The organism is Roseateles sp. (assembly GCF_031397715.1).
Classification (GTDB): domain Bacteria; phylum Pseudomonadota; class Gammaproteobacteria; order Burkholderiales; family Burkholderiaceae_C; genus Paucibacter_A.
In genome coordinates, this window is record NZ_JANNMI010000322.1 from 1 (window position 1) to 24589 (window position 24589).

Consider the following 24589-nt stretch of genomic DNA (forward strand, 5'->3'; position numbering starts at 1 on the left):
TGAATCGTTGGTATCGGCAAACCGCCTTGCAAGGAGCGCGCACGTGAGCAGCGGGCCGGCCACCTGGGTCTTGCTGCGCGGCCTGTCTCGCGAGAGCGGCCATTGGGGCGATTTCCCGGTCGTTTTGCAGCGCGAAATCGAGCGTCGGCAGCCCGGCGCTCAGCTGCTGATGTTGGACCTGCCCGGCAATGGTGCCTTGTACCGTGAGACCAGCCCGACCCAGGTGAGCGCGATGGTGGAGAGTTGCCGGGCGCAATTGCAGCATTTGGGCGTGCTGGGGCCGGTGCATGTGCTGGCCATGTCGCTGGGAGCCATGGTGGCGTGCGATTGGGCGGCCCGCTATCCGCGTGAACTCAGCGCCGGCGTGTTGATCAACACCAGCTTGCAGCCCTTCAGCCCTTTTTATCATCGGCTGCGGCCGCTCAATTACCTGAGCTTTTTGTTCTTGAGCTTGTCCAGCGTCGGGTTTCGCCGGCGTGAGGCCAAGGTGCTAGAAATGACGGCCAATATGCAGACCAAGCCCGAAGCGGTCTTGGATCGGTGGGTCGAACTGCAGCGCCAGCACCCGGTGCGGCTGCGCAACAGCCTGCGTCAGCTGTTGGCGGCCAGCCGCTACCGGGCCAATCTGATTCGCCCTGCCGTACCGATGCTATTGCTTTGCAGCAAGTCGGATCATTTGGTGGATTGGCGCTGCTCGCAAGCCATTGGTCGAGCTTGGGGCGCACCGCTGCGCATGCATGTGCAGGCCGGCCACGACCTGCCGCTGGATGACCCGCTGTGGGTCGCGCAGGCAGTCGCTGAGTGGTTGAAGCTGCGCGAGATGCAGGGGCTGCAAGCCGGCAAGTGGTATTGAAACGCAGCACGAGAATATCCGCACAAGACTTGCGCCTAGGCGGGGTATGACATGACACATCATGGCGTTTATTGAAGCCGATTTTCTATGCGGCAGATACGAGTTTGGATTACGTACCGCGCAATAGAAAAGGCCCGCTTTTCAGCGGGCCTTCGTCTTTGCACCAGAACCGGTTTTTAGGCGGCCAATGCCTTGACTTTAGCCGACAGGCGGCTCTTGTGACGAGCTGCCTTGTTCTTGTGAAAGATGCCCTTGTCAGCGACGGAGTCGATGACAGCTTCAGCAGTCTTGAACAGCTCGGCTGCCTTGACCTTGTCGCCTGTCAGGACGGCTTTTTGTACGTTCTTGATGACCGTACGAAATTTGGAACGCAGCGCCGTGTTGGCGGCGTTGAGCTTAGAGTCCTGGCGAACGCGCTTGAGGCCCGACGCCAAACGGACTGTTTTCTTCTTAGCTTTGGAAGAGGTTGCCATGCTGTAATTCTACCCAGTTGGTGCAAAGACCGCGAGTATAGCACTGAAATGACAGTATGACAACGGTTGCCGGTCAATGCCCGCCGAAGGCAAGCCCATCACCGGATGATAATGTGGCGCTGCTGTTGGCGCTTCAAGCCATAGCCACTCATGGCTCCCAAGTCGACAACAATGAATCTGCTGCGCGCTGCATCCGTTATTTCCGTCCTGACACTGCTGTCGCGAATTACTGGGCTAGTGCGTGAACAAATGGTTGCCGCGCTGTTTGGCGCCAGCAGTTTGACCGACGCCTTTCAAGTTGCATTCCGAATCCCCAATCTTTTGCGGCGCCTGTTTGCGGAGGGCGCTTTCTCGCAGGCCTTTGTGCCGGTGTTGGCGGCGACCCGGGCGCGCGAAGGCGACGAAGCCACCCATGCCCTGATCAACGCTGTCGCGACCGTCTTGTTGTGGGCCTTGTTGCTGACTTGCGTGGTCGGCGTGATTGGCGCACCGGTGTTGGTGTGGCTCTTGGGCTCGGGCCTGCCCGCGTCGGCCCATGAGCTGGCTGTGGTGATGACACGCTGGATGTTCCCCTACATCGGCTGCATGTCCTTGGTCGCTTTGTCGGCCGGCATTCTGAATACATGGAAGCGGTTTTTGGTGCCGGCGGCCACGCCGGTGCTGCTGAATTTATCCGTGATTGCGGCCGGTTTCATGCTGGTGCCGCGCCTGCAGGCCTGGGGTTGGCCGCCAATCTACGCTCTGGCGATCGGTGTCATGCTGGGCGGGATCTTGCAGCTCTTGGTGCAGGTGCCGGCGCTGCTGCGCATCGGCGCCATGCCCAGAATGGGTTTGAGTTTCGGCGCCTTGCGCCAATCTTGGCAGCATGCCGGCGTCAGGCGAGTGCTCAAACAGATGGCGCCGGCTCTGGTTGGGGTTGGGGTCGCACAGTTGTCGCTGGTGATCAATTTGCAGATCGCGCTCTTGGTGGGCGCCGGCGCGGCGTCATGGCTGACCTATGCCGACCGTTTGATGGAGTTTCCAACCGCGTTGCTCGGCGTGGCGCTGAGCGCGATCTTGACGCCGCAGCTGTCGGCCGCTTTGGGCAAGGGTGAGCCGCAGGCCTATTCCTCGCTGCTGGACTGGGGTCTTCGCTTGGTGTTCTTGTTGGCGCTGCCTTGTTCGGTCGCCTTGCTGGTGTTTGCCCAGCCGATGGTGGCGGTGCTGTATCACCGCGGGGCATTCCAGGCCAGTGATGTGTCGCAAACCACGTCGGCGGTGATGGGCTACGGCGTCGGCCTGATCGGCTTGGTGGCCATCAAGGTGTTAGCGCCGGGTTTTTACGCGCAGCAAGACACCCGCACGCCCGTGCGCATCGCGGTGACGGTGCTGGTGCTGACGCAGCTGTTGAACCTTGTCTTTGTGCCTTGGTTGGGCGTCGCGGGCCTGGCGCTCTCGATTGGCTTGGGCGCCATGATCAATGCCGGTTGGCTCTTTATCGGGCTGCGGCGCAAGGGTAGTTATCAACCGGCGCCCGGTTGGCTGGGTTTCGCATTGCGGGTCGGCATCGCCAGTGTGGCGATGGGCGGCTTGCAATATGGGCTCGCCCGCCACCTGGACTGGATCGCGTTAGGCGCCACCGAGCTCATGCGCGCCCTGGCGATGGCGGCCAGTCTGGGGGCTTCGGCCCTGCTCTACTTCACGGTGTTGCTGCTCTTGGGCGTCAATTTGCGGCAGTTTGCGCGCCGCACTTGATGATCATTAAACTCAAGTCATGAGTGAACCTTTGCGATTGAATGTGCCGACTGCACTGGAGTATTTTTCGAGTCTGGTGGCCGAGGATGCGGGTTTGAACCTGCTGGAAGCGGCCGCCGCCATCGCGCAGGATGAATTCCCGGCGCTCGACGTTGAAGCGGTTTTGTCCGAGGTCGAAACCTTGGCACTGCGTTTAAGTCAACGTTTGCCCGCAGACGCAAGCGCCAAGCACAAGCTGCAAGCGCTGTCGCGTTTTTTTCATCACGAGCTCGGCTTTGCCGGCAATGTCAATAATTACTATGAACGCGGCAACAGCTTCATTCACCATGTGTTGGCAACGCGGCGCGGCATTCCTGTCACCTTGGCGGTGATATTTTTGGAGCTGGCCGGGCATCTGGGTCTGCGTGCTCAAGGCCTGGCTTTCCCGGGCCACTTTTTGATCAAGGTGAAGATGGGCAATGGGGAGGTGGTGCTGGACCCCTGCACCGGCAATTCGCTATCACGCGAGCGCCTGGACGAGTATTTGCAAGTGTTTCGCGACAGTGCCGGTTTGGCCGGCGCGGTGGCGTTGCCGATCGATTTTTTCATGCAAGCAGCGGCGCCGCGGGACATTTTGGTGCGGATGTTGCGCAACTTGAAAGAGATTTACCGTGCTGGCGAGGATTGGCCGCGTCAGCTGCCCGTCCAGCAGCGCCTGGTGGTTTTGCTGCCCGGTGACGCTGCTGAGCGGCGCGACCGGGGCTTGGCGCTGGAGGCACTGGGGCAATGGCCGGCAGCGATCGAGGACTTGGCCTTCTATGTCGAACAAGCTCCGCAGGCGGCTGATGGGCAAGACTTGCAGCGGCGCTTGATGCAAATGCGCCAGCGCAGCGCCCCGCCTCGGCAATGATGGCAGGGGGAAGTGCCAACTAGAATGCTGCCGGCCCGAGAGGGTGCGTCGTCATCTTCAAGTGGGCTTGTCAGTGTCTTGGAACTTTAGATTTTGAAGCAAATACCGCTTGCGATTGGCCCCCCGCCGATCTTCACTTTTGAGAATTTTTTGCCGGGCGCCAACAGTGCCGCACTGGCGCATCTGCAGGCCCTGAGGTCCGCCGGCCCGGGCGCGCCGCCGGTTTTTTTGTGGGGTGGGGGCGGCAGCGGCAAGACCCATGTGTTGCGCGCCATGGCGCAGGACTGGCAAGCTGCCGGTGCCCAGGTGGCCTGGTATGACGCCGATACCCGCCTGCCCTGGGAGCTGCCCAGTCAGCCCAGCTTGCTGCTCCTAGATGATTGCGACCGCTTCGATGCGGGTCAGCAACATGCCGCTTTTGCGCTCTTTGTCGAGGCCGCCACCGATGGTTTGGCGGTGGTCGCCAGCGGCAACGCGCCGCCGGTTGATCTGGCGCTGCGCGAGGACCTGCGCACGCGCCTGGGCTGGGGCCCGACCTTTGGGTTGCAGCCCTTGTCCGAAGCCGAAACCCGAGCGGCCTTGCGGCGCGAGGCCGACCGGCGCGGCATCTTGTTGGGCGACGAAGTGATTGACTATTTGCTCAATCGCTTCGCCCGCGACCTGAAAAATTTGATGCGCTTATTGGACCAGTTGGATCAATTTGCACTCGCAGCGAAACGCGCGGTGACGGTGCCGCTATTGCGCCAGATGTTGGCAGACGAAGGACTTGTTGGATGAATTTGACGCTTTTCGATCTCGACGGGACGCTGATTGCGAACGACTCGGACCACGCTTTTGGCGCCTTTATGGTGGACATTGGCTGGGCCGACGGCGAGCAATGGCGCGCGCGCAATGATGCGTTCTACGCCCAGTACCAGGCCGGCCGACTGGACCTGGCGGCCTACATCGATTTCGCCACATCGGTCTGGCGCAGCCGGCCGCTGGCCGAGGCGCATGCCGCACGCGCGCGCTTCATGGCCGAGGTGATGGCGCCGATGCTGCAAGAGCCGGCGCGTGCCTTGCTGCGTCAGCACGCCGAAGCGGGTGATTTGATCGCGATCGTGACCGCCACCAATGACTTTGTGACCGCGCCGATTGCCGCCGCTTTTGGTGTTGAGCATTTGATCGCGCTGCAGTTGCAGCGCGATGTCCATGGCGCTTACACCGGGCAGATCGAAGGCATTCCTTCCTACCAAGCCGGCAAGATCAAGCGTGTGCAAGCTTGGTTGGCGGGCTTGGGGCGACAATGGCAGGAGTTCGAACGAATCACCTTCTACAGTGATTCGGTCAATGATTTGCCTCTTCTGGACTTGGTAAGCCACCCGGTGGCCACCAATCCAACCCCGGCGCTGGCGGAAATTGCATCCGCCCGTGCTTGGCCCATTCTGAATCTGTTCGCATGATCAAAAAATTCATAGACAAGCTACTGGGCAAGCCTTCGCTGGCCAAAGTGGTCAAGGCCGTCAAACCTGTCAAGTCGGCGGCTCCGGCCAAAGCGGCCAAAGATGCCCCTGCAGCCAAATTGGGGCAAACCCCCTTGGGCAAGCGGATCGAAGTGCCGGTGGCGCAGCACGGCATTGACCCCAGCTTGCTGGATGAACGTGCTGTGCGTGTGGTGCAGACCTTGGCGGACGCCGGTTTCGAGGCTTACATCGTCGGCGGCGCGGTGCGCGATTTGCTCTTGGGCATGCGCCCGAAAGATTTCGACGTTGCCACCGACGCCACGCCCGAGCAGGTCAAGGGCTTGTTCCGCCGCGCCTTCATCATTGGCCGGCGCTTTCGCATTGTCCACGTCGTTTACGGCCGCGGTCGTGAACATGAGGTGATCGAGGTTTCGACCTTTCGGGCCTTGTTGGGGGGCGAGGGGGCCGAGCAAGTGGCCGGCAACGAGAAGACCTCCAAAGAGGAGTTGGCCGGCAAATCACATGTGGTGGACGCGGCCGGACGGGTCTTGCGCGACAACGTCTGGGGCCCGCAGATCGAGGACGCCGCACGCCGCGACTTCACCGTCAACGCGCTCTATTACGACCCCCAGCGCCAACTGGTGGTCGATTACCACGGCGGCCTGGCCGACGCCAAAAAGCGCGTGCTGCGCATGATTGGCGACCCCGAATCCCGTTACCGCGAAGACCCGGTGCGCATCGTGCGGGCGGTGCGTTTTGCCGCCAAGCTGGGCTTCGAGCTGGAGCCCAAGACGCGGGCGCCGGTCAAGGCGATGGCCGAACTGCTGGCCAATGTGCCGGCCTCGCGCTTATTTGATGAAATGATCAAGCTCTTGCAGACCGGCCACTCGCTGGCCAGCTTGGCCGAGTTGCGTAAGCAGGGGCTGGGGCATGGAGTCTTCCCGGTGCTCGACGCGATGCTTGACGAGAACGGTGAGATGGTCGACGCTGATGGCGTGCGTGGCAAGTTTTTGCGCATGGCCTTTGAGGACACCGATCTGCGGGTCGCCGAAGGGCGCGGCGTGTCGGCCAATTTCATGCTCGCCTGCATGCTTTGGTTTGAGGTGTTGGGGCGTTGGACGGCCAACCGAGACGCCGGCGAGTCGGTGATTCCGGCCTTGCAGCAGGCGATCGATACGGTCTTTGATGCTCGCATCGGCGACATCTCCGGGCGTGGCAAGTTGGCGAGCGAAATGCGCGAGATCTGGATGATGCAGCCCCGCTTTGAGCGGCGCACCGGCAGCGGCGTCTACACCTTGATCGATCAGCCGCGCTACCGGGCTGGCTTCGACTTCTTGCGCTTGCGCGCCGATGCCGGCGAAATTGACGCCGCCTTGGCCGACTGGTGGGAAGACTTTGCGCTGGGCACCGACGACGAGCGCGAAGCCTTGCTTGAGGACGCCCGCGAGGCGGACAAGCAACAGCGCCGCAGCAGCCCCAAGGTGCATCAACTGCCACGCAAAGCCGGCGCCAAAGCCGAGGGGGAGGGTGCAGGAGCGGGGGGGCAAGCGCCCGTGCAAGAAGCGGGCTTGGAGGACGCCGAGGCGGGCCCGGCCAAGAAGCGGCGTCGGCGCCGCAGGCCGGATGCCAAGGCCGCTGACACCGCCGGGCCAGCCGACTAAATGCCACGCGGCCCCAGCCTGGCCTATATCGGCCTGGGTGCCAACCTGGGCGATATGGCGCAGACTCTGCAGTTGGCCTTGGTCGCGTTGGCGGCCACACCGAAAAGCCGATTGTTGGCGATTTCGAGCGCCTACAGCAGCGCGCCGATTGACTCCGCCGGCCCCGATTACCTGAATGCAGTGGCCTGTCTGACCACGAACTTGGCGCCCGAGGCGCTGCTGGACCGGCTGCTGACTATTGAGCTTGAGCATGGGCGCTTGCGGCCCTATGTCAACGCGCCGCGAACGCTGGATCTTGATCTGCTGCTTTATGGCGATGAGCTGATCTCATCACCGCGGCTGACCCTGCCGCATCCGCGTTTGCACCATCGCGCCTTTGTGTTGCAGCCCTTGCTCGAGTTGGATCCAACCCTGTCGGCGCCGGGCCTGGGTGCTTTGGCGGCCTATCTGCCGCCACTGGCCGGCCAGCACATCCTGCGCTCGCCCTTGCCGCTGCGTGTGCCGTAGCGTTTCGCCCCCGGGAACAGTCCTGCCTCGGCGCGCCCTCGCTGCAACTACACTCCCAGCCGTGCTGCAAATGACAAATTGATGTCAATTGCATGAATTTTTCGTGAATGGTGAGTTCTCACCCGTTGGTGCGACTGGAGATTCCATGTTTTTTGGCAAGTTGCTGCCCCGCGAGGGCAATTTTTTCGAGCTTTTCAATCAGCATGGCAATCAGATTGCGGAGGGCGCGCGCTCCTTCATGCTGATGTTGCGCAACTACGACGATGTGGCTTTGCGTGAAAAGTATGCAGCCGAGGTGGACGCCGCCGAGCACCATGCCGACCGTATCACTGCCGAGGTGAACAGGGCGCTGCACCTGACCTTCATTACTCCGATTGACCGCGAGCAGATCCACCGTCTGATCAACGCGATGGATGACGTGCTCGATTTGCTGCAGGACTCCACCGAGACCTTGTCTTTGTACGATGTGCGGCGCATTCCCGAGGACGTGTTGAGGTTGGGGGATCTGAGCGTGCGCTGCTGCGAGCGGGTTCAACACGCGGTGTCCTTGCTGCCCAAGCTGAGTGAGCCCAAGACGGCGGCGGCGGCGATCAAGACCTGCGAAGAGATCGACAAGCTGGAGTCGGATGCCGATCGGGTGATGCGCTCGGCGATGTCGGCGCTGTTTCGTGAAGAGGCGGATGTGCGGGAGCTGATCAAGCTGAAGGCGATTTACGAGCAGCTCGAATCGATCTCCGACCGCTGCGAGGATGTGGCCAATTTGATCGAGGGCATCGTCCTCGAGAACTCTTGAGCCGAGCGCGCCATGCAGTCGGTGGAGTTAGCGTTCTGGGTCGTGGCGATGTTGGTGATCTTGGCCCTGCTGTTCGATTTCATGAATGGCTTTCATGACGCGGCCAATTCAATCGCGACGGTGGTGTCCACCGGTGTCTTGAAGCCGCAGCAGGCGGTGTTGTTTGCGGCGTTTTTCAATGTGCTGGCGATTGCAGTCTTTCAGCTGAAAGTGGCCAGCACGGTGGGGCGCGGCATTGTCGACCCCGGCGCGGTGGACCAGCATGTGATTTTTGGTGCCCTGATCGGCGCGATTGCCTGGAATGTGATCACCTGGTGGTACGGCATTCCATCCAGTTCCTCGCATGCCTTGATTGGCGGCATCGTCGGCGCAGTGATGGCCAAGGCCGGGCCGAGTGCCTTGATCGCGGCCGGCCTGACGAAAACCGTGATCTTCATTTTCGTGTCGCCGCTGCTGGGTTTTTTGCTCGGCTCCCTCATGATGGTGGCGGTGGCTTGGGCTTTCAGACGCAGCTCGCCGTTGCGGGCCGACGGCTGGTTCAGGCGGCTGCAGTTGGTGTCGGCGGGGCTTTACAGCCTGGGGCACGGCGGCAATGACGCGCAAAAGACCATCGGCCTGATCTGGCTGCTGTTGGTTTCGTCGGGCTATATGTCGGCGCAGGATCAGAGTCCGCCGACCTGGGTGATTGCCAGCTGCTATCTGGCCATCGGCTTGGGCACGATGTTTGGCGGCTGGCGCATCGTCCGCACCATGGGGCAGAAGATCACCAAGCTCAAGCCAGTGGGCGGCTTTTGCGCCGAAACCGGTGGCGCCATCACCTTGTTCTTGGCGACGACGCTGGGCATTCCGGTTTCTACCACCCACACGATTACCGGCGCGATTGTTGGCGTCGGCTCGGTGCAGCGTGCGTCCGGCGTGCGCTGGGGGGTGGCGGGGTCCATCATCTGGGCCTGGATTTTTACCATCCCCGCGTCTGCTCTGGTGGCGGGGCTGTTTTACTGGCTCAGCTTCATGCTGTTTTGAAGTGCGTTCCCGCTGAACATAAAGGGCCCGTTGGGCCGTTTATGTTTGCGCGGATGGGTTTGCTGTTTCAGCCTCGACCTGACTCTCGAAATAGCGCTGGGCGCTGAACGCGATCGTGGCCATCAGGCAGGTGCCGCCGATCAGCAAGCTGGCGATCACGGCAATGATGGCGCCCCAGCCGCTTGGCCGAGCTTGCAGGCCAGGATTGTGCTGGGCATGCCATTTTTCATCGGCCTTGAGGCCATAGATGATGCTGCACAACGCGGCATTCACCAGCATCAAGCCCAGCAGCGGGATGAGTAGCCAGCTCAGTCTGTCGTCTTGGCCCAGCAACTCCATTCTCTGCACGCCGTACAGGCCCGCCAAGGTGGGCCAGGGGTGCAGCCAAGCCAAGCGGTCGCGCCAGCCGTACAAATACAGCCTGTGCAGTCCAAAGCTGCCGAGCAGCAGGGCGAGCCAAGCCGCCACTGTCTTTGATTTGTAGCTTGGGTCTGGCGGCATGCTCATTCTGGGCTGCTTTCTGGGCTGCTTTGGCCACCAAGCCCCAGTTCGCGTTGCATCATCACCACATCCAGCCAGCGGCCAAACTTCCAACCTGCGCTTTTCAGAACCCCGGTAGGCGTGAACCCGAGTGCGCGATGGATGCCGATCGAGCCTTGGTTGTCGGCGTCGCCGATGACGGCAAGCATTTGCCGTGCCCCCAATTGTTCGCAGCGGGAGATCAATTCGGCCAGCATCAGCTTGCCCAATCCCATGCCTTGCGCTTGTGGCAGCAGATAAATCGAGTCCTCGAGGCAGAAACGGTAGGCCAGGCGGGGGCGGAAATAGTTGGCGTAGGCGTAGCCCAGGACCTGCCCGCCGGCTTCGGCCACCAGCCAGGGCAGCTTGCGGTTCAGTACTTCGGCGCGTCTACGGGCCATCTCATCAAGCGACGGGGTCTCGGTTTCGAAGGTGCCGGTGCCGTTCAGGACGGCGATTTCGTAGATGCAGTGAATGGCATTGAGGTCGCGCTCCTCGCTTGGGCGGATTGCCAATGATTCGATGAATTTGGGCTTTTCTAAGTTCATATGTGTCCGAGTTGATTCGGCGAGTTTATAATGCTGGGTTTTGGCGCTGGTTGAATTATCGTTGAGCAAGTCTGCATAGCCTGCATAGGCATAGGCATAGACGGCAAGAAGTTGATTCGGCGTATCTACAGGGCCAACCACGGTGGCTGTGTTCGAGGGCTGTAGCTTTTTCAGCTCTCTTGCGCGTCACCACTCCGATCTACTCGCCCTGAGTGTCTCCTGGTGCGATGGATGCAATAGATTCATAGGAAACATCATGGTTGTAATTCGATTGGCTCGCGGCGGCTCCAAGAAGCGCCCCTTCTATAACATCGTCGTGGCAAACAGCCAGCAGCGCCGTGACGGCCGCTTCATCGAGCGCGTGGGTTTTTACAACCCCGTCGCTTCCGGTGCTGCCGAGCCGCTGCGCGTGGCGATTGACCGCGTCAACTACTGGATCGGCGTTGGCGCCCAGTTGTCGCCTACCGTTGAGCGTCTGGTCGTCCAGTCCAAGAAGGCTGCGGTCTAAGCTGACCTCCAAATGACAAGAACACCCACCGAACTTCAGTCTTCAGCCATAGTCTCCGAGGAGCAGGCTTGGCCAGAAGATGCGATCGAGGTCGGGTGCATTCTTGATGCCTGGGGCGTCAAGGGCTGGGTCAAGGTGCAAGCCTATTCCAGCGATGCCCAGGCACTGTTCTCCTCGCGGCGCTGGTTTTTGCGTGCTATCGAGGTGAATGAAGCGAACAAGCCGAAAGGCCCAGCCGTGGTGCGCAGCAAACCGCTGCCACCACTGTTGAAAATTCTCGCGATTCGCGAACATGGCGAGGGCATTGTGGCCAGCGTCCAGGGAGTCGCGGATCGCACGGCAGCGGAAGCATTGCGCGGCGCGCGCATCTTCATTTCGCGTGCCGCCTTTCCGAGCACCAACCCGGATGAGTTTTACTGGGTGGATCTGATCGGCCTGAGCGTGAGTAACCGCCAGGGCGAGGTCTTGGGTGAGGTGATAGGCTTGATCGATGCAGGCCCGCACAGCGTGTTGCGCATCCTGCCGCCTGGCATGACGGCGCCGATCAAGCCCGACCAAGAGCGGCTGGTGCCGTTTGTGGCCACCTTTGTCGATGATGTTGATCTCGAGCAGCGTTTGATCACCGTCGACTGGGGCTTGGACTTCTGAGTCGGAGCCGGCGCTGCATGCGCTTTGACGTCATCACCCTTTTTCCCGAATTGTTCGGGCCGCAACTCAACCATGGCGTTACGCGCCGTGCTTTCGAGAGCGGTCAAGTCGACGTGCGGCTGTGGCAGCTGCGCGACTTTGCCGACGACAACTATCGCCGCGTCGATGACCGCCCCTTTGGTGGCGGACCCGGCATGGTGATGCTGGCCGAGCCGCTGGAGCGTAGCTTGGCGGCCGTCAAGCGCGATCGTCTGGCCGGCGCGCAAGACGCTGGAGCTGGCCCGGCCATCATTCATTTCAGCCCGACCGGCAGGCCCATGACGCAGGCTCTGGTGCAGGACCTGGCTCAGGGGCCGGGCGGCGTGTTGCTGTGTGGTCGCTACGAGGGCATCGATCAGCGATTTCTGGATAGGCACGTGACGCTGGAGCTGAGTCTGGGCGACTTTGTGTTGTCGGGCGGCGAGTTGCCCGCCATGGCCTTGCTGGATGCATTGGCGCGTCTGCAAGACGGCGTATTGAACGATGCCCAGTCGCATCAGCAGGACAGCTTTTCGGACGGTCTGTTGGATTGCCCGCATTACAGCCGTCCTGAGGTCTTGACGGGCCTCGGCGGAGGCGCGGGTGCCCTGGCGGTGCCGGCGGTTTTGATGTCCGGTCATCATGCCAATATCGCCAAATGGCGGCGCGAGCGATCGCTCGAAATTACCAGTCTGCGGCGCCCGGAGTTGATCATTGCGGCGCGGGCGGCCGGGGCCTTGAGCAAGAGCGATGAAAAATTCTTGCGGGACTGGCGGCCCCAGGCCTCAAAACCTGGGTAGTTAGAAGTTTTCCAGCTATAATAATGGGCTGTTCGATCCTCTGGTGGGTCGGCGAGAGTTGGGTTCGATTGACTCTTGCCAGCAAATTTGGCGGCCATGTTGGCTGCTACAGGGACGCCACCATGATCATTAGGAGAACTTTGTGGATTTGATCCAAACCCTTGAGCAAGAAGAACTTGCTCGTCTGAACAAGACTTTTCCTGTTTATTGCCCCGGCGATACGGTAATCGTCAGTGTCAACGTCGTTGAAGGTACACGCAAGCGCGTGCAGGCTTTCGAAGGCGTCGTGATTGCCAAGCGCAACCGCGGTCTGAACTCCAGCTTCATCGTTCGCAAGATTTCGAACGGCGAAGGCGTTGAGCGGACATTCCAGCTTTACAGCCCTTTGATCGCTTCGATCGAAGTCAAGCGTCGCGGTGATGTGCGCCGTGCCAAGCTGTACTACCTGCGCGAGCGTTCGGGCAAGTCGGCACGTATCAAGGAAAAATTGGGTTGATCTGGTTCGGCAACTTGTTGCCGAATGCCGATCTTCCCAGCGACAAGGCCGCCTCCGGGCGGCTTTGTCGTTGCTGCGACACAAACTATGCTGACGCCATGTCCCGCCCGCCGATTCTGAACCCCCTGGCCGTGCCCGCCACGTCGGTCGACACCCATCTGCCGCCCATCGCGCCGGCGCATTTGACGCCAGCGGCGCTGCGCAGTCGCTTTGCCAGCCCGCCCGTCTGGCAACCTGAGTTGGCCGGCGATGGCGGCTTGTTTGCCGGCCATGCGCCGGCCGCCGCGGCGGTGCTGCTGCCCCTGGTGATCCATGAAGACGGTTTGCGCCTGCTGCTGACCCGTCGCACCGAACACTTACGCAACCATGGCGGGCAAATCAGCCTGCCCGGCGGCCGGGTCGAGGCGCAGGACGCATCACCTGAGGCGACCGCGCTGCGCGAGACCGAGGAAGAGATCGGCCTAGCGCGCTCGTTCATCGAGATCCTCGGACGCTTGCCGGTCTACACAACGGTAACGGCATTCCAGGTGACACCTGTCGTAGCTCTGGTGAATCCAGGCTTTGAGCTGACGCTGGATGAGGGCGAGGTGGCCGAGGCTTTCGAGGTGCCGCTGCAGTTTTTGATGACGCCGGCGCATCATCACCATCATCTGTTTGAATATGCCGGCGGTCAGCGGCAGTTCCTGTCGATGCCCTGGCGCAACACCGACCAAGGTGAGCCCGCGCAGGATTACTTTATTTGGGGGGCGACGGCGGCGATGCTGCGCAACTTCTACCGCTTCCTTGGCGCTTGAGCGCGCGCGCCCGCTATCATCCCCGCCCATGAACTTCTTTGCGGTCTTGCTTGCTTTGCTGTGTGAACAGCTGAAACCTTTGCGCCATGGCAACAGCGTCCATCATGGCGTGATCGGCTGGGTGCGCTGGGTCGGGCGAAACTTTGATGCCGGCCGCGAGCATCATGCGACGGTGGTCTGGGGCATCACCGTGATGGGCCCGGCCGTGTTGACGGCGGTGGTCTATTTGACGATCAGCCATTTCAGTCTGATCCTGGCGCTGGGTTTGGACATGCTGGTCCTGTACCTGACGCTGGGGTTCAGGCAGTTCAGCCACTACTTCACCGATATCCGCGACGCCCTGGAGCGAGGCGACGACTTGGAAGCGCGGCGTTTGTTGTCTGAATGGCGTCACTTGGATGCGAGCGAGTTGCCGCGTACCGAATTGGTGCGCCACGCGATTGAGCATTCCTTGCTGGCCGCACACCGCCATGTGTTTGGTGTGTTTTTCTGGTTTGTGGTGCTGTCGACGCTGGGCCTGGGGCCGGCCGGCGCGGTGCTATACCGGATGGCCGAGTTTGCGAGCCGCTATTGGGCCTTCAAAAGCCGGACGCTGGACGCGCCGACCAATCTGCGCCTGATGCAGCTGTCGAGGAGGCTGTTCGGTTTGATCGATTATTTGCCGGCTCGCTTCACCGCCATCGGTTTCACCATCGTCGGCAATTTTGAAGAAGCGGTGAACGGCTGGCGCCGCGATGCCGGTCTGTGGTTGCATCCTAATGAGGGCATCATCCTGGCGTCCGCCGCCGGTGCCTTGGGGCTGCAACTGGGGGGTGTTGCGGCGCCGGGCATCACGCCAGACCGCAGCAAGACCTTTGATGCCGGCGTCGATGCGGATTCCACCTTGTCGGACGGGTCAACGCCGGGGCAGTTGCCGCAGCTGGGCCATCTGCAAAGCGTGGTCGGGCTGATTTGGCGCTCGGTCGTGCTGTGGATGTTGTTGCTGGCCCTGCTGACGCTGGCGAATCTGGTCGGGTGACGGACCTGGTTTTGAAGCAAATTCGGCTGGGTGTGCGTTGAACGACTAAAGTCTGAGCGGTGCGTGTCGAAAATTATTCCATGATCCGCGTTGATGCGCCCTTACTCATTGCTGAGCCAGGCCACGGCGCAGCCCAGCAAAGTCTCACTTGCGGAGGTTTGCCATGATGAACGCCGTATCCGCTGTGGCTGACAAGCTCGCCACCACACCCCGCTCAACTGGCGAAGAACCCGCTAAGCGTATCGACACGCCCAAGCCGGTTCAACCGCCCGCCGCCGAAACGGAAGCGTCGGCCGTGGTCGAAATTTCCAGCCAGGGCGCCTCGCTGGCCGGTGCGCCTGCCAGCGACGCCAGCTCCGTCAGCGAGTTTGACGAGGCCGACGCGAATCAGGACGGCTCCGTCAATGTGCTGGAGCAGCGCGCTTATGATTTCATGCACCCGACCTTGGCACGTTATCCCGGCGCGCCGGATGAAACGCCGGCTCAAAAAACCGTCACCGTCGAGTTGAAAGCCTATGAGGCGGTGGCCCGCAATGGGTACGACCGATAGCTTGTCGTTGACGCAATAAAAAAAGGCCCGCGCAAACGGGCCTTATGGTTTCAGAGCGGGAGTTTGATCAGTTGCTGGCCTGAATGCCGGCGATCGCCCATTCCTGGCTTTCGTCAACCGGCCGCACCAGATGCCAGACCTCGTCAAAGTTCTCCGCCGCCGCTTCGCTTTGCTCGCGGATCAGGCCCCAGAAGCGCACGCTGACGATTTGTTTTCCATGCTCTTGCACGCGCTCGATCACGCGGGCGTCCAGTTGCAGCACCTCGGTGCTTTGGCGGGCGCCCTTGCGCTCCAGCAGTTCTTGCTGCACCACGCCATACATTTCCGGGGTGGTGAAGCGACGCAGATCGGCCTGATCGCCGTTGTCATTGGCCGCTTGCAGTCGGATGAAGACGCGCTTGGCGAGCTGCTCGAAGCCGGCCGTGTCAAAGCCGTCGGCGGTTGCAGCAGGTGCTGCGGCTGTCGCTGTCGGCATTGCCGGTGCTGCGAATGGCGGCGTAGCTAGCTGTTGCGGCGCCTGAAACGGCGCGCCGGCGCCGGCAAACTGCATGCCTTGGAGATTGGCAGCGGCGGGTTGCTTGCCCGCGCGCATGCGGCGCATCACAAAGCCGATCACCAACATCACGACGACGCCGATCAAGAGCATGGTCATCATATTGGCCAGTGCACCGCCCATGCCAAAGTGGCTGGCCAAGGCAGCGATACCCAAACCGGCTGCCAGGCCGGCGATCGGGCCCATCCAGTTGCGCTTAGGCGCTGCCGCCGCGGCTGCTGTGGCCGGCGCGGCAGCAGCAGCGGTCGGAGCGGCCTGCTGAGCCGGCGTGCCCTTGCTGGCGTCGGTCGTTTGCGTCGGTGCTGTCCGCTTCATGCCGGAAGATCCACCGCTTCCCAGGCGCTTGGCCTCGGAGTCAAACGAGGCCACACCCAAGGCCAGCACGGCCACTATTGCTGAAATCAAAATTTGTTTCACAAAATTCCTCCGGGCCGCTATTGGCCGTCGCGATCAGTTGGGGACAGGTCAGTTTAATTCAAGTGCCTCAACCAGCATCCACATCACGCACATCGGCCAGCACGGTGCGGCCGAAATCGGCCTTCGCCAAATAGCGCAAGACCTTGGCAGCGGCGTCCGCGGGGCTCATCAATTGGCCGCTGGCCTTGAAGTTGGCAAACACCGCCTGGTCGGGGAACAGGGCCGGATCGCCGCCGCGCAACTGCGCCTGCATCTCGGTGTCGATGATGCCGGGTGCCAGCGAGACGATGGCTGCGCCGGCTGGTTTGGCCGCCTCGTCCAGCGCCATCGCACGCGACAAATTATCCATGCCGGCCTTGGCCGCGCAGTAGGCGGCGCTGCCGGCCATCGCGCGCCGGCCCAGGCCGGACGAAATATTCAAGATCCGCCGCTGCCTGCCCAGCGCGGCAGTGGCGCGCAAGAACGCGCTGCTCAACAGCAGGCAAGCTTCCAGGCCCACGCGCAGCGCCATCGACAGCTCCTCCAGCGGCGCGCCATCGACCGGCCCCGGCGTCGCCACGACACCGGCGTTGTTGATCAAGGTGGCGCGGCTGAAGCGCCCCGCGGGCTGGGCCTCCAGCCAGTTTTGCAGTGTCAGCGCAGCGGCCAGCGGCTGATTCAAGTCCAACTGCCATTGCTCCAGCTCCGCGCCCAGCTCGGCGGCCGCCGTGCTCAGGGCTGCGCTGCGGCCGCGCGAGATGCCGATGACCAGATGGCCGGGCCGCAGCAATTGCTGGGCGATGGCCGCGCCCATGCCGCGCGAGGCGCCGCTGACGATATAGAGCTCGGTGGGCTTCATAGCGGTGCTTTCAAGGTGTAGACGTTGTTTTAGAAAATGCCAACAGCAGATTATTGGCCGGCATTTGCAGGCGGTTCCGCAACTGCAGACCGCAGCCCAGCGCGACCGCCGCCACATCGTCCAGATGGCGCAGACCCCAGGCCGGATCGCGGCGCTTCAAATCGGCATCAAAAGCCAGATTGCTGGCCGCCGTGTCGAAGCCGGTCTGCAGAAATGGGCCGTAGACCAGAGCCAAGCCGGTGGGTGCCAGATGGCGGGCCGCGCCCTGCATCAGGGCGGCGCAGGTGGACCAAGCCGAGATATGCAGCATATTGGCGCAATACAGCGCGTCCAGGCTGTGGTGGCTGGCCGGCAGGCCCCAATCGGCTTGCCGCACATCCAGCATCAGCGGCGCGGGTCCTTGCGGGCGCCAGGCGCTGATCGAGGCCAGCGCTGCCGCCGAGGGATCGGACGCCAGCCAGTCCCAGCCGGGCATCTGGGCGGAAAAATGCGCGATGTGTTGGCCGCTGCCGCTGGCTATCTCCAGCGCCACGCCTTGAGCGGGCAGCCATTGCAACAAGGCGTCCTGGATGACTTGGCTGTTGCGTTCGGCGGCCGGCGAGTGCAGGGCGGTACGGGGCAGGGCTGAGGACATGATTTCAAAACTCCGGTGGCGACTCAAAGCTCAAGCCCCAGTCGGGCAGGCTGAGCGCGCAGGCGTGCAAACACAGGCGCTCGGCGGCTTGCTGCGCGCCACCATACAGCGCATCGCCGACGATGGGGTAGCCCAAAGCCAGCATATGTACACGCAGCTGATGGGTGCGGCCGGTGACCGGCTCAAGTTCGACCCTTGTTAGGCCCTGGCCGCGCGACAGCACGCGGTAGCGCGTCAGCGAGGGCTTGCCGGCCAGCAGATCGACCTTTTGCAGCGGCCGGTTTGGCCAATCGGCGCTCAGCGGCAGATTGACTTCACCCTCGTCCTTGCCAACATCCGGGCCGTCCATCTCCCCCTGCAGTAGCGCCTGGTAGCGCTTGTGCACGCGCCTGGCCTCAAACGCCATGCTCAAGCTGCGCTGCGCGGCGGCCCCGCGCGCCAGCAGCAGCAGGCCCGAGGTCGCCATGTCCAGCCGGTGAACGATCAAGGCCTCGGGGTAGTGGCGCTGAACGCGGTGAATCACGCAGTCCTGCTTGTCGGCGCCCCGGCCCGGCACCGACAGCAGGCCGCCGGGCTTATTGATCAGCAGCAGCTCAGCGTTGGCGAACAGCAAATCGAAGTTCAAAACCGCTCGATCCAACCCGATTGCACCGCAGATTGAGGGTTGGACCCCGCCGCCCGGACGCTGGCCAGCGCGGCCTCGCGGCTCAGTCCCGCCTGCTTCAACACGCAGGCGGCGACGGTGCCGGTGCGGCCCAGGCCGGCGGCGCAGTGCAAGAGCACCTGCTCGCCCCTTTGCAAGCCCTGGCTCAGCTGTTCGACGCCCAAACGAAACGCGGCCGGGTCGGCGCCGAGCCCAAAGTCGCGCATCGGCAGATGCTGCCAGCGAAACGGCAGCCGGCCCTCGGCGATGGCCTTGTGATAGTTGGGCGACAGGCCCGCCACCTCTTCAAGCGGATTCAGGCAGACCACCAGATTGAGTTCACGCTGCCGGGCTTCGTCAAGAAACGCGCCCCAGGACTCAAGGCGGCCGGGCATTGAGCTCAGCCAGAGGCGACCGCGCAGGTTGGGGGGCAAGGGCAGAGATCGAAATGGCATGTCGCTATTTTCGTTCAGCTTCGCCGTCATGGCCCTAGCCCCCCGGCCCGCAGTCCAGACAGCGCTCCACCGGCGGCGGCCCCATGTGCAAGGCGCGTTGCAAAACTCGCAGCGCGGTACGCAGGCCTTCTTCGATCACCGGATGATAAAAAGGGCTGTCGAGCATCTGCTGCACGGTGTCACCGCGCTGGATAGCCCAGGCCAGCAAATGAGCGATATGTTCGGCCGCCGGACCTATCATCTCGGCGCCGAGCAGGCGGCCGCTGCTGCGCTCGGCGTAGAGGTGCAGCGCGCCCTGATTTTTCAACATCACACGGCTGCGGCCCTGATCCTCGAAGGACACCGTGCCGCTCTCGAAGCCGACGCCCGAGCTCAGCAATTGTGTGTGGCTGAGCCCGGCGATCATGATTTGCGGGTCGCTGAAAACGACGGCCAGCGTTGCGCGGCGCGGGCGCACCCGCACATCGGGGAAGCGCCCCGCGTTGTCGCCGGCGATGCGCCCTTCGTCGGCGGCTTCGTGCAGGATTTCCAACTCAGCGTTGACGTCGCCGGCAATGAAGACGGGGCTCACGCCGATCTGACCCGTGCGCTGGTCAAACACCGGCACGCCTTGCGGGTCCAGCGGCAGACGGGTGTTCTCGAGCCCAAGCCCTTGCAGGTTGGGGCGGCGGCCGCTGGCGGCCAAGACCCAGTCGAAGCGCTGCTCGGAGTCATCTGCCCCGCGCACGATGATCTGGTGGCCGTCTCTTTGTAGTCGCAGTTCCCTGGCGTTCAAACGCATCGGCAGTTCTGCCGCGATGATTTGGCGGCTCAAGGCCTGCAAGACGGGGTCGGTGAGCGGGCCGACACGCTCGCTGCGGCCATACAGGCACACGCGCACGCCGAGTCGGTGCAGCGCCTGCGCCAACTCCAGTGCGATCACGCCGGCTCCCAGCACCGCCAACGACTTGGGCAAGTCAGTCCAGGCGAACACATCGTCATTGACGATCAGGCGATCACCGGCGGCCTGCTGCCATTCGGCCGGCACGTGAGGACTGGAGCCGGTCGCGATGACGATGCGCTTGGCCGTGACGACGGTGTGATCGTCTATCTGCAGGCGTTGATCGTCCAGAAATCTGGCCCGACCGCGCAGCCGATGTGCGGCCGGCCATTGCTCGACGGCGTCGACCACAAAGCCCACAAAGCGGTCGCGCTCTTCGCGCACCCGCTGCATCACCGCGACGCCGTCGATCTGAGCGGGGCCGGCGCGGACGCCGAAAGCCTTGGCTTGGCCGGCCAGCACATTGACCGAATGGGCGGCATCAGCGGCGGCGATCAAGAGTTTGCTGGGCATGCAACCGACTCTGGCGCAAGTGGTGCCATAGGGGCCGCCTTCAATCACCAACACGCTGGGGGTGTGGGCGAGTGCGGCCCGGTAGGCCGACATACCGGCGGTGCCGGCACCGATGATGGCCACGTCAACTTCGATTTGTTTCATCAAAAATGCTCCTGGAAGTCTGTTTCAGTGCAGGGCGCGCAGGATGTTGTCCATGAAGAAGGCCATCACCAGCGTGCTCGGGCTTATGCCTATCGCCGTCTCCAGCAGCATATCGCGTAGCAGAATATGGGTGGCGCCGGCCACCATATTGGCGACGGCAAACGGCGCCAGCGGCAGCAGGCGCAGCGTGATCTCCGTCCAGACCCCGCGGCCGCCCAGCCGCTCGCTGAGCTGCAGGCAAAACCGGGCCAGGGGTCGAGTGCTGCAATCAGCAACAGCGTGATGACGGACAGCGGCACGGCCAGCGTCAGGTCGAGGGCGGCGGCCAGCAGGCTCAGACCGGGGCCGAGGGCTTTGCAGGCGCGCGTGCAGATCGACTATGTCGAGCTCGCCGGCACTCCAAAACAGGGCCGGTACTAGCAGGCCGACAAGCCGCTCGGCCAGCAGCAGGTCTGAGTCACGCTGACGGCCGACCAGCCACGCATGCAGCGTCGACTGGCCGCCGAGTTCCACTTTTCGCACCACCGCCTGTCCGATGCCGGGCAAGCTGCGGCAAGCCGCCTCGATATCACCCGGCTCGATCCGGTAGCCGCGCAGCTTGATCTGACGGTCATTGCAGCCCTTGAAGTGCAGGCGGCCGAGGCCGTCCAGCCTGCCGCTGTCTCCGGTTCGGTAGATGCGTTTACCGGCCACAAAAGGATCCGGGAAGAAGGCTTCGCGGTCGAGGTCGGGGCGGCCCAGATAGCCGCGTGCGAGGGCTCCGCCGCCGAGATAGATGTCGCCGATGGCGCGGCCCAGCGGCAAATCGGCCTCGGCTTGCACCGCGTCCGAGCAGTCCCAGGGGGTGGCGAAGATGCTGGCCTCGGTCGGGCCGTAGACATTGAAGAGCTGAGCAGAACATAAGCCAAATCCGCGGCGCTGGGTGCTGACCAGGGCCGCCCTTGCGGCACATCGGTGCAGGCCGCGGCCATGTTTAGGCAGCGGCCGTGCAGCGTCGCCAGTTCAGCAACAAGACCACTGCGGCGCTGTCGGACAGCATCTGGCGCAAACGCGCGGCAGGTGCTTGCGGGTCGAGTGGCAAGAAGGCGGCGCCGGCGCGTCCAGCTGCGCCAAGTCTTTGTGCAGACCGTCCAGCAAGGCCCAGTGCTCCTCGGGTGGCACGATGTCCAGCTGTTCAAGGGCGAGTTAGGGCCGCTCGGCCCAGGCACGCGCCAAATGCCAAAGCCGCCGGGCTAACAGCTCGGGTTCGCCCGGCCCGTAGCAGGCCTGGCTGGCTTCGTGATCATTTCAGGGTCGGCTTGGCGGTCAAATTCGCACACCGTGACGGCCAATGGGTAGCGCGCCAGGCCGCTGAACAATCTCCGTGAGTCTACAAATTGAGCCGCACCGAAGTTCAGCCCGAAATCTTGCACCGCAAAAGACAAGAGCACATCGAGTAGGTGGGTGTGGCCTGTGCGCATCAAGCGCATGGACTGGCTCAGCTCACTCAAGGGGTAACGGGGGTGGCGCAGCGCGCCTTGCATTTGCTGGCTGACGTGGCGCAAAAAATCAGCCGCGCTGGCGCTGGGATCCAACTGCAGGCGCACGGCCAAGACGCCGACAAACATGCCCAGAGTGAGCCTGAATCGTCGCCTCGAACGGTTCAGGCTGGGAACCCCGATCAGCACCGAGTCACGCCCCAGCGCGCGCGAGACCTACAGGGCAAGGGCGGCAAGCAGGCAGCGAAAGATGTTGCCTCCCAAGGCCTCCGCCGCACTCGCCGCACTCAGGTATTCGGCCCGCGCCAGCTTGAGTTTGAAGACCTCGGCCCCGGGCAATTGCTGCACCCCCACGTACGCGCCGCGCGGCTCGACTTGAGCGCCCGCGAACTGAGCCGAATGGGGCTGAATTTGGCCGTGCCAGTAGGCGGCGTCGCGCTCGAAAAGTGCTGACTTTCGGTAGGCCAAGGACTCGGCGATGAACTCTTGATAGCTAGGCTTTGCTGCCCTTGGCGGGCATCGCGACTCGGCAAGCTCCTGGTAAATTTCATTCCAGCCACGGATGAGCTGGGTGGTGCCCCAGCCGTCCATGACCAAATGGTGAAACTGCAGCGTGACCGCGTGCCACTCAGCGCTGGCGCTAAACAGGGTGAAGCGCCAAGGGCGGCGTGCGGCGCATCTCGAAGGGTTGACGAATGCTGCGTTGCCAGCCGTCCTGCACCGCCCGCTTGAGGTCGGCGGCAGGCCCCAGGTCAAGCAGCGCCAAATGAGGCTCGAAGCGGCGCAGCAGCTGCTGGGTTCCATCAGCAAAGGGAACCAGGCGCAAGGCGTCATTGCGCTCGACAAGCACGTTGATCCAGCCACACCTCGCGCTGGCTGAGCGACAAGGGCAGGAGCTGAGCCGACTCAGCGTCTACATCAGCCATTCGCCGCCGGCCGCAAAGGCTTGGGTCGCTTGCAGTATTATGGTTTCCAGATCGGCGCCGAGCGCATATTGCGCAGCGATCAGGGCGCCCATGCTGTTGCCGGCGATCAGGTCAACCGGGATAGCGCGCTCCTGCATGGCGCGCAAGACCCCGAGATCGGCAAAGCCGCGCGCGCCGCATCGGCCTGGCTGCCGCGGCGCACCGGGTAGGTGCGTTCCAGATCGCGCCCCTGCAACCACGGCGTCGGTGATACCGACTGCGCGCAGTTCGGCGCGTGCCGCAGCACCAGGTGGCGGCGCTTGAGCCCATAGCCGGGCTCTTGGCCAAGCGCCAACGCCATGGGCGTGAGCGGAGCAGCGGCGTCGGCCTGGGCAATAAAAATAGGCTGGTCGGCCTGCCGGAAGGCGAACCGGGTCCACGCACAGTCGCCACCCGAGGTCTCGTAGAGGATGAACTCATGCGCCGCCTCAATCCGCGCCAGCGCTTCAAGCGGCAACGCTTCGTTGTTCAGTAGCAGTTGGCGCTCAGCGGCCGCAGCCCGCAGATGAGCGACCCGGCCATGCTTGGCGAAGGCTAGGTTCAGGTCTTGCCCCAGCGCGTGACTTGCACCGGGGAGCAGGGGCAGCAGCACAAAGGTCTGCGCCAATCCTTGTTCCGCCGAGTCAGGCGCGTTGCTGTCACAGGCCTCACCCCCGCGTATGACGGTCTGCCCGCCATGCACGCTGCGCAGCGTCATCGCATGGGCAAGCGCCTGAAGGATTTCTTGACGCAGCGACCCAAACACCGAACTCGATCGCAAGACGGCGATCAACCGGGCATGGCGGTTGGCAAAAGGGGCCATGCCTGCAGTCTAGCCTGAGGCCTTGGCGCACCAAGCCGCCCAAAAAAATCACCCGCTGGTTCTTGCAACGCAGCGGGTGATGTTCAGGCGCGGCCAAGGTCTGGCCAATCGGCGGCTTAGTTCGGAATCAAGGCGGATCCGAGTGCCTGCACCGCCTCGTCCAGCTTGGCCGTGGCCAAGGCCTTGCACTGCTCCAGCGAGGCATTGGGCTGTGAGCCAAAGGTCGTGGCACTCTTGGCCGGCTTGAACAGCAGCTGTTTACCTCGAACCGGCAACATCAGCGTGCGGGCGGTGATGACGCAGGTCTTGGACGCATCAATGCCGCCCTCGACCTGGCTCAAGAAGCCCCATTTTTTGGCCGGATAGAGCTTGACGAACTTCGGCCCATTGTCCTGGCGCTTCAGCCAGATGGACTCGGCCTGGGCCTGATCCATCCAAGGCGCTGTTGAGTGGTCGATGATGATGTACTTGGCGGGCGCGGCGTAGGCCACACCGGCGCAGGGCAGCAACAATGCGGCTAACAGCTTGGAGATTTTCATGGACTTCTTTCGAATGGTCGGTATTCGGATGAACTCGCCGGCAATAAGCAGGAGATTGCGCGGATTGTAGGGAGAGTTTTTAAGGAAATTTGCATTCCGCGCTTGGCTGCCCTAAGAGGAAACCCGAGGATGGCACCCGTGCCCAGATTGCTGGCTATGATCAACGCCATGCCTTCCACCATCAAGCGCCTACCCAAAACCGCAGCGGCCGAGGCGGCGCCCGCGAAAGCCGTCGCGCAGCCATTTTTGCGCTTTGTCCACAGCCCCGCGCTGCGCAAGCAGAGTTTGAGCGTGTTGACCGCCCTGGAGCAGGCCGACGCGCCAGTGGAGCACCGCGGCGCCTTGGCCGATATGGTCGTTGCCTTGACGGCGGCCGGCCTGGAGGGCTACTTTGTGGTCCCGCTTAAGCAAGCCAAAGCCGGCTTCCTGACCGAACAAAGTGCCAAGCTGGGGCTGGCGGGCGTGCAGCAGCTGATGGGCGGTGTGATACGCAACATCATCGGGCGCATGGACG

33 protein-coding genes are annotated in these 24589 nt (G+C 62.8%); 17 read left to right on the forward strand and 16 right to left on the reverse strand.

The annotated features are described in order from the left end of the window. Positions 1-43: 43 nt before the first annotated feature. A complete protein-coding gene (locus tag RMO57_RS14000; RefSeq protein ID WP_310387598.1) occupies positions 44-853 on the forward strand; it encodes an alpha/beta hydrolase in 810 nt (269 codons plus the stop codon). Positions 854-1029: 176 nt separating this feature from the next. Here RMO57_RS14000 and rpsT read toward each other — a convergent pair whose 3' ends face one another. Further along, positions 1030-1326 (reverse strand): 30S ribosomal protein S20, encoded by a 297-nt coding sequence (gene rpsT / locus RMO57_RS14005; RefSeq protein ID WP_310387599.1) that lies wholly within the window; start codon positions 1324-1326, stop codon positions 1030-1032. 171 nt (positions 1327-1497) lie between these two features. Here rpsT and murJ point away from each other — a divergent pair, with 171 nt between their 5' ends. The 8 genes from murJ (at position 1498) to RMO57_RS14045 (ending at position 9375) form a co-directional block, all read left to right on the forward strand. Then, complete coding sequence (murJ, locus tag RMO57_RS14010; RefSeq protein WP_310387647.1) at positions 1498-3060, forward strand: murein biosynthesis integral membrane protein MurJ; 1563 nt, start codon at positions 1498-1500, stop codon at positions 3058-3060. Positions 3061-3079: 19 nt separating this feature from the next. Next, entirely contained in the window at positions 3080-3949 is an 870-nt protein-coding gene (locus RMO57_RS14015) for a SirB1 family protein (protein ID WP_310387601.1), read from the forward strand. Between the two features lie 93 nt (positions 3950-4042). Further along, the gene (gene hda / locus RMO57_RS14020; protein ID WP_310387602.1) at positions 4043-4726 is read left to right on the forward strand and encodes a DnaA regulatory inactivator Hda; all 684 of its coding nucleotides are present in this window, start codon (positions 4043-4045) and stop codon (positions 4724-4726) included. Then, entirely contained in the window at positions 4723-5391 is a 669-nt protein-coding gene (locus RMO57_RS14025) for an HAD family hydrolase (RefSeq protein WP_310387603.1), read from the forward strand. The genes hda and RMO57_RS14025 overlap by 4 nt, the downstream gene beginning before the upstream one ends. Then, complete coding sequence (pcnB, locus tag RMO57_RS14030) at positions 5388-7052, forward strand: polynucleotide adenylyltransferase PcnB (RefSeq protein ID WP_310387605.1); 1665 nt, start codon at positions 5388-5390, stop codon at positions 7050-7052. Before RMO57_RS14025 ends, pcnB begins: the two co-directional genes overlap by 4 nt. Then, positions 7053-7559: a 2-amino-4-hydroxy-6-hydroxymethyldihydropteridine diphosphokinase gene (gene folK / locus RMO57_RS14035; RefSeq protein ID WP_310387607.1), complete on the forward strand. Its 507-nt coding sequence runs from the start codon at positions 7053-7055 to the stop codon at positions 7557-7559. It abuts the gene before it with no gap. Between the two features lie 145 nt (positions 7560-7704). Continuing rightward, on the forward strand, positions 7705-8352 hold the full coding sequence (locus RMO57_RS14040; protein WP_310387608.1) for a DUF47 domain-containing protein: 648 nt from the start codon (positions 7705-7707) through the stop codon (positions 8350-8352). A 12-nt stretch (positions 8353-8364) separates the two neighbouring features. Then, entirely contained in the window at positions 8365-9375 is a 1011-nt protein-coding gene (locus RMO57_RS14045) for an anion permease (RefSeq protein WP_310387610.1), read from the forward strand. A 39-nt stretch (positions 9376-9414) separates the two neighbouring features. Here RMO57_RS14045 and RMO57_RS14050 read toward each other — a convergent pair whose 3' ends face one another. Together RMO57_RS14050 and RMO57_RS14055 are read right to left on the reverse strand one after the other, a co-directional pair. Further along, positions 9415-9876 carry a TM2 domain-containing protein gene (locus RMO57_RS14050; protein WP_310387612.1) on the reverse strand — a complete coding sequence of 154 codons (462 nt, stop codon included), beginning with the start codon at positions 9874-9876 and terminating at the stop codon, positions 9415-9417. Positions 9877-9878: 2 nt separating this feature from the next. Beyond that, the gene (locus tag RMO57_RS14055) at positions 9879-10442 is read right to left on the reverse strand and encodes an N-acetyltransferase family protein (RefSeq protein WP_310387649.1); all 564 of its coding nucleotides are present in this window, start codon (positions 10440-10442) and stop codon (positions 9879-9881) included. 256 nt (positions 10443-10698) lie between these two features. Here RMO57_RS14055 and rpsP point away from each other — a divergent pair, with 256 nt between their 5' ends. The 7 genes from rpsP (at position 10699) to RMO57_RS14090 (ending at position 15274) form a co-directional block, all read left to right on the forward strand. Further along, complete coding sequence (gene rpsP / locus RMO57_RS14060) at positions 10699-10950, forward strand: 30S ribosomal protein S16 (protein ID WP_310387614.1); 252 nt, start codon at positions 10699-10701, stop codon at positions 10948-10950. Positions 10951-10962: 12 nt separating this feature from the next. Beyond that, entirely contained in the window at positions 10963-11598 is a 636-nt protein-coding gene (gene rimM, locus RMO57_RS14065) for a ribosome maturation factor RimM (protein WP_310387616.1), read from the forward strand. A gap of 17 nt (positions 11599-11615) precedes the next feature. Continuing rightward, complete coding sequence (gene trmD, locus RMO57_RS14070; protein WP_310387618.1) at positions 11616-12416, forward strand: tRNA (guanosine(37)-N1)-methyltransferase TrmD; 801 nt, start codon at positions 11616-11618, stop codon at positions 12414-12416. Between the two features lie 142 nt (positions 12417-12558). After that, the gene (gene rplS, locus RMO57_RS14075; RefSeq protein WP_310387620.1) at positions 12559-12912 is read left to right on the forward strand and encodes a 50S ribosomal protein L19; all 354 of its coding nucleotides are present in this window, start codon (positions 12559-12561) and stop codon (positions 12910-12912) included. A gap of 98 nt (positions 12913-13010) precedes the next feature. Then, positions 13011-13706 (forward strand): CoA pyrophosphatase, encoded by a 696-nt coding sequence (locus RMO57_RS14080; RefSeq protein ID WP_310387623.1) that lies wholly within the window; start codon positions 13011-13013, stop codon positions 13704-13706. Between the two features lie 28 nt (positions 13707-13734). Then, positions 13735-14724, forward strand: a complete 990-nt coding sequence (locus tag RMO57_RS14085) for a CobD/CbiB family protein (protein WP_310387625.1) — start codon at positions 13735-13737, stop codon at positions 14722-14724. Positions 14725-14887: 163 nt separating this feature from the next. Next, the gene (locus RMO57_RS14090) at positions 14888-15274 is read left to right on the forward strand and encodes a hypothetical protein (RefSeq protein WP_310387627.1); all 387 of its coding nucleotides are present in this window, start codon (positions 14888-14890) and stop codon (positions 15272-15274) included. A gap of 67 nt (positions 15275-15341) precedes the next feature. On the opposite strand, the gene RMO57_RS14095 is transcribed toward RMO57_RS14090, so the two are convergent. The 13 genes from RMO57_RS14095 to RMO57_RS14155 form a co-directional block, all read right to left on the reverse strand. Beyond that, positions 15342-16244, reverse strand: a complete 903-nt coding sequence (locus RMO57_RS14095; RefSeq protein WP_310387629.1) for a Tim44 domain-containing protein — start codon at positions 16242-16244, stop codon at positions 15342-15344. Between the two features lie 67 nt (positions 16245-16311). Next, entirely contained in the window at positions 16312-17082 is a 771-nt protein-coding gene (locus RMO57_RS14100) for an SDR family NAD(P)-dependent oxidoreductase (protein WP_310387630.1), read from the reverse strand. Positions 17083-17092: 10 nt separating this feature from the next. Further along, on the reverse strand, positions 17093-17716 hold the full coding sequence (locus tag RMO57_RS14105; RefSeq protein WP_310387631.1) for a DUF938 domain-containing protein: 624 nt from the start codon (positions 17714-17716) through the stop codon (positions 17093-17095). 4 nt (positions 17717-17720) lie between these two features. Beyond that, positions 17721-18341: an RluA family pseudouridine synthase gene (locus RMO57_RS14110; protein ID WP_310387632.1), complete on the reverse strand. Its 621-nt coding sequence runs from the start codon at positions 18339-18341 to the stop codon at positions 17721-17723. Then, a complete protein-coding gene (locus RMO57_RS14115; RefSeq protein WP_310387634.1) occupies positions 18338-18814 on the reverse strand; it encodes a tyrosine-protein phosphatase in 477 nt (158 codons plus the stop codon). The genes RMO57_RS14110 and RMO57_RS14115 overlap by 4 nt, the downstream gene beginning before the upstream one ends. A 34-nt stretch (positions 18815-18848) precedes the next feature. Further along, the gene (locus tag RMO57_RS14120; RefSeq protein ID WP_310387636.1) at positions 18849-20291 is read right to left on the reverse strand and encodes a dihydrolipoyl dehydrogenase; all 1443 of its coding nucleotides are present in this window, start codon (positions 20289-20291) and stop codon (positions 18849-18851) included. 24 nt (positions 20292-20315) lie between these two features. Next, positions 20316-21113, reverse strand: a complete 798-nt coding sequence (locus RMO57_RS14125; RefSeq protein WP_414896431.1) for a VTT domain-containing protein — start codon at positions 21111-21113, stop codon at positions 20316-20318. A gap of 410 nt (positions 21114-21523) precedes the next feature. Next, positions 21524-21973 carry a condensation domain-containing protein gene (locus RMO57_RS14130; RefSeq protein ID WP_310387653.1) on the reverse strand — a complete coding sequence of 150 codons (450 nt, stop codon included), beginning with the start codon at positions 21971-21973 and terminating at the stop codon, positions 21524-21526. Positions 21974-21985: 12 nt separating this feature from the next. Then, the gene (locus RMO57_RS14135; protein WP_310387655.1) at positions 21986-22417 is read right to left on the reverse strand and encodes a condensation domain-containing protein; all 432 of its coding nucleotides are present in this window, start codon (positions 22415-22417) and stop codon (positions 21986-21988) included. Then, entirely contained in the window at positions 22410-22595 is a 186-nt protein-coding gene (locus tag RMO57_RS14140; RefSeq protein WP_310387657.1) for a hypothetical protein, read from the reverse strand. The genes RMO57_RS14135 and RMO57_RS14140 overlap by 8 nt, the downstream gene beginning before the upstream one ends. A gap of 87 nt (positions 22596-22682) precedes the next feature. Beyond that, positions 22683-22832, reverse strand: coding sequence for a hypothetical protein (locus RMO57_RS14145; protein WP_310387638.1), 150 nt, complete (start codon positions 22830-22832; stop codon positions 22683-22685). Then, positions 22802-23536 carry a hypothetical protein gene (locus RMO57_RS14150; protein WP_310387640.1) on the reverse strand — a complete coding sequence of 245 codons (735 nt, stop codon included), beginning with the start codon at positions 23534-23536 and terminating at the stop codon, positions 22802-22804. The genes RMO57_RS14145 and RMO57_RS14150 overlap by 31 nt, the downstream gene beginning before the upstream one ends. A 116-nt stretch (positions 23537-23652) precedes the next feature. Further along, positions 23653-24075 carry a hypothetical protein gene (locus RMO57_RS14155; protein WP_310387642.1) on the reverse strand — a complete coding sequence of 141 codons (423 nt, stop codon included), beginning with the start codon at positions 24073-24075 and terminating at the stop codon, positions 23653-23655. A 168-nt stretch (positions 24076-24243) separates the two neighbouring features. Here RMO57_RS14155 and RMO57_RS14160 point away from each other — a divergent pair. After that, on the forward strand, positions 24244-24589 hold a 346-nt coding region (locus tag RMO57_RS14160; RefSeq protein WP_310387645.1), incomplete at its 3' end, for a hypothetical protein.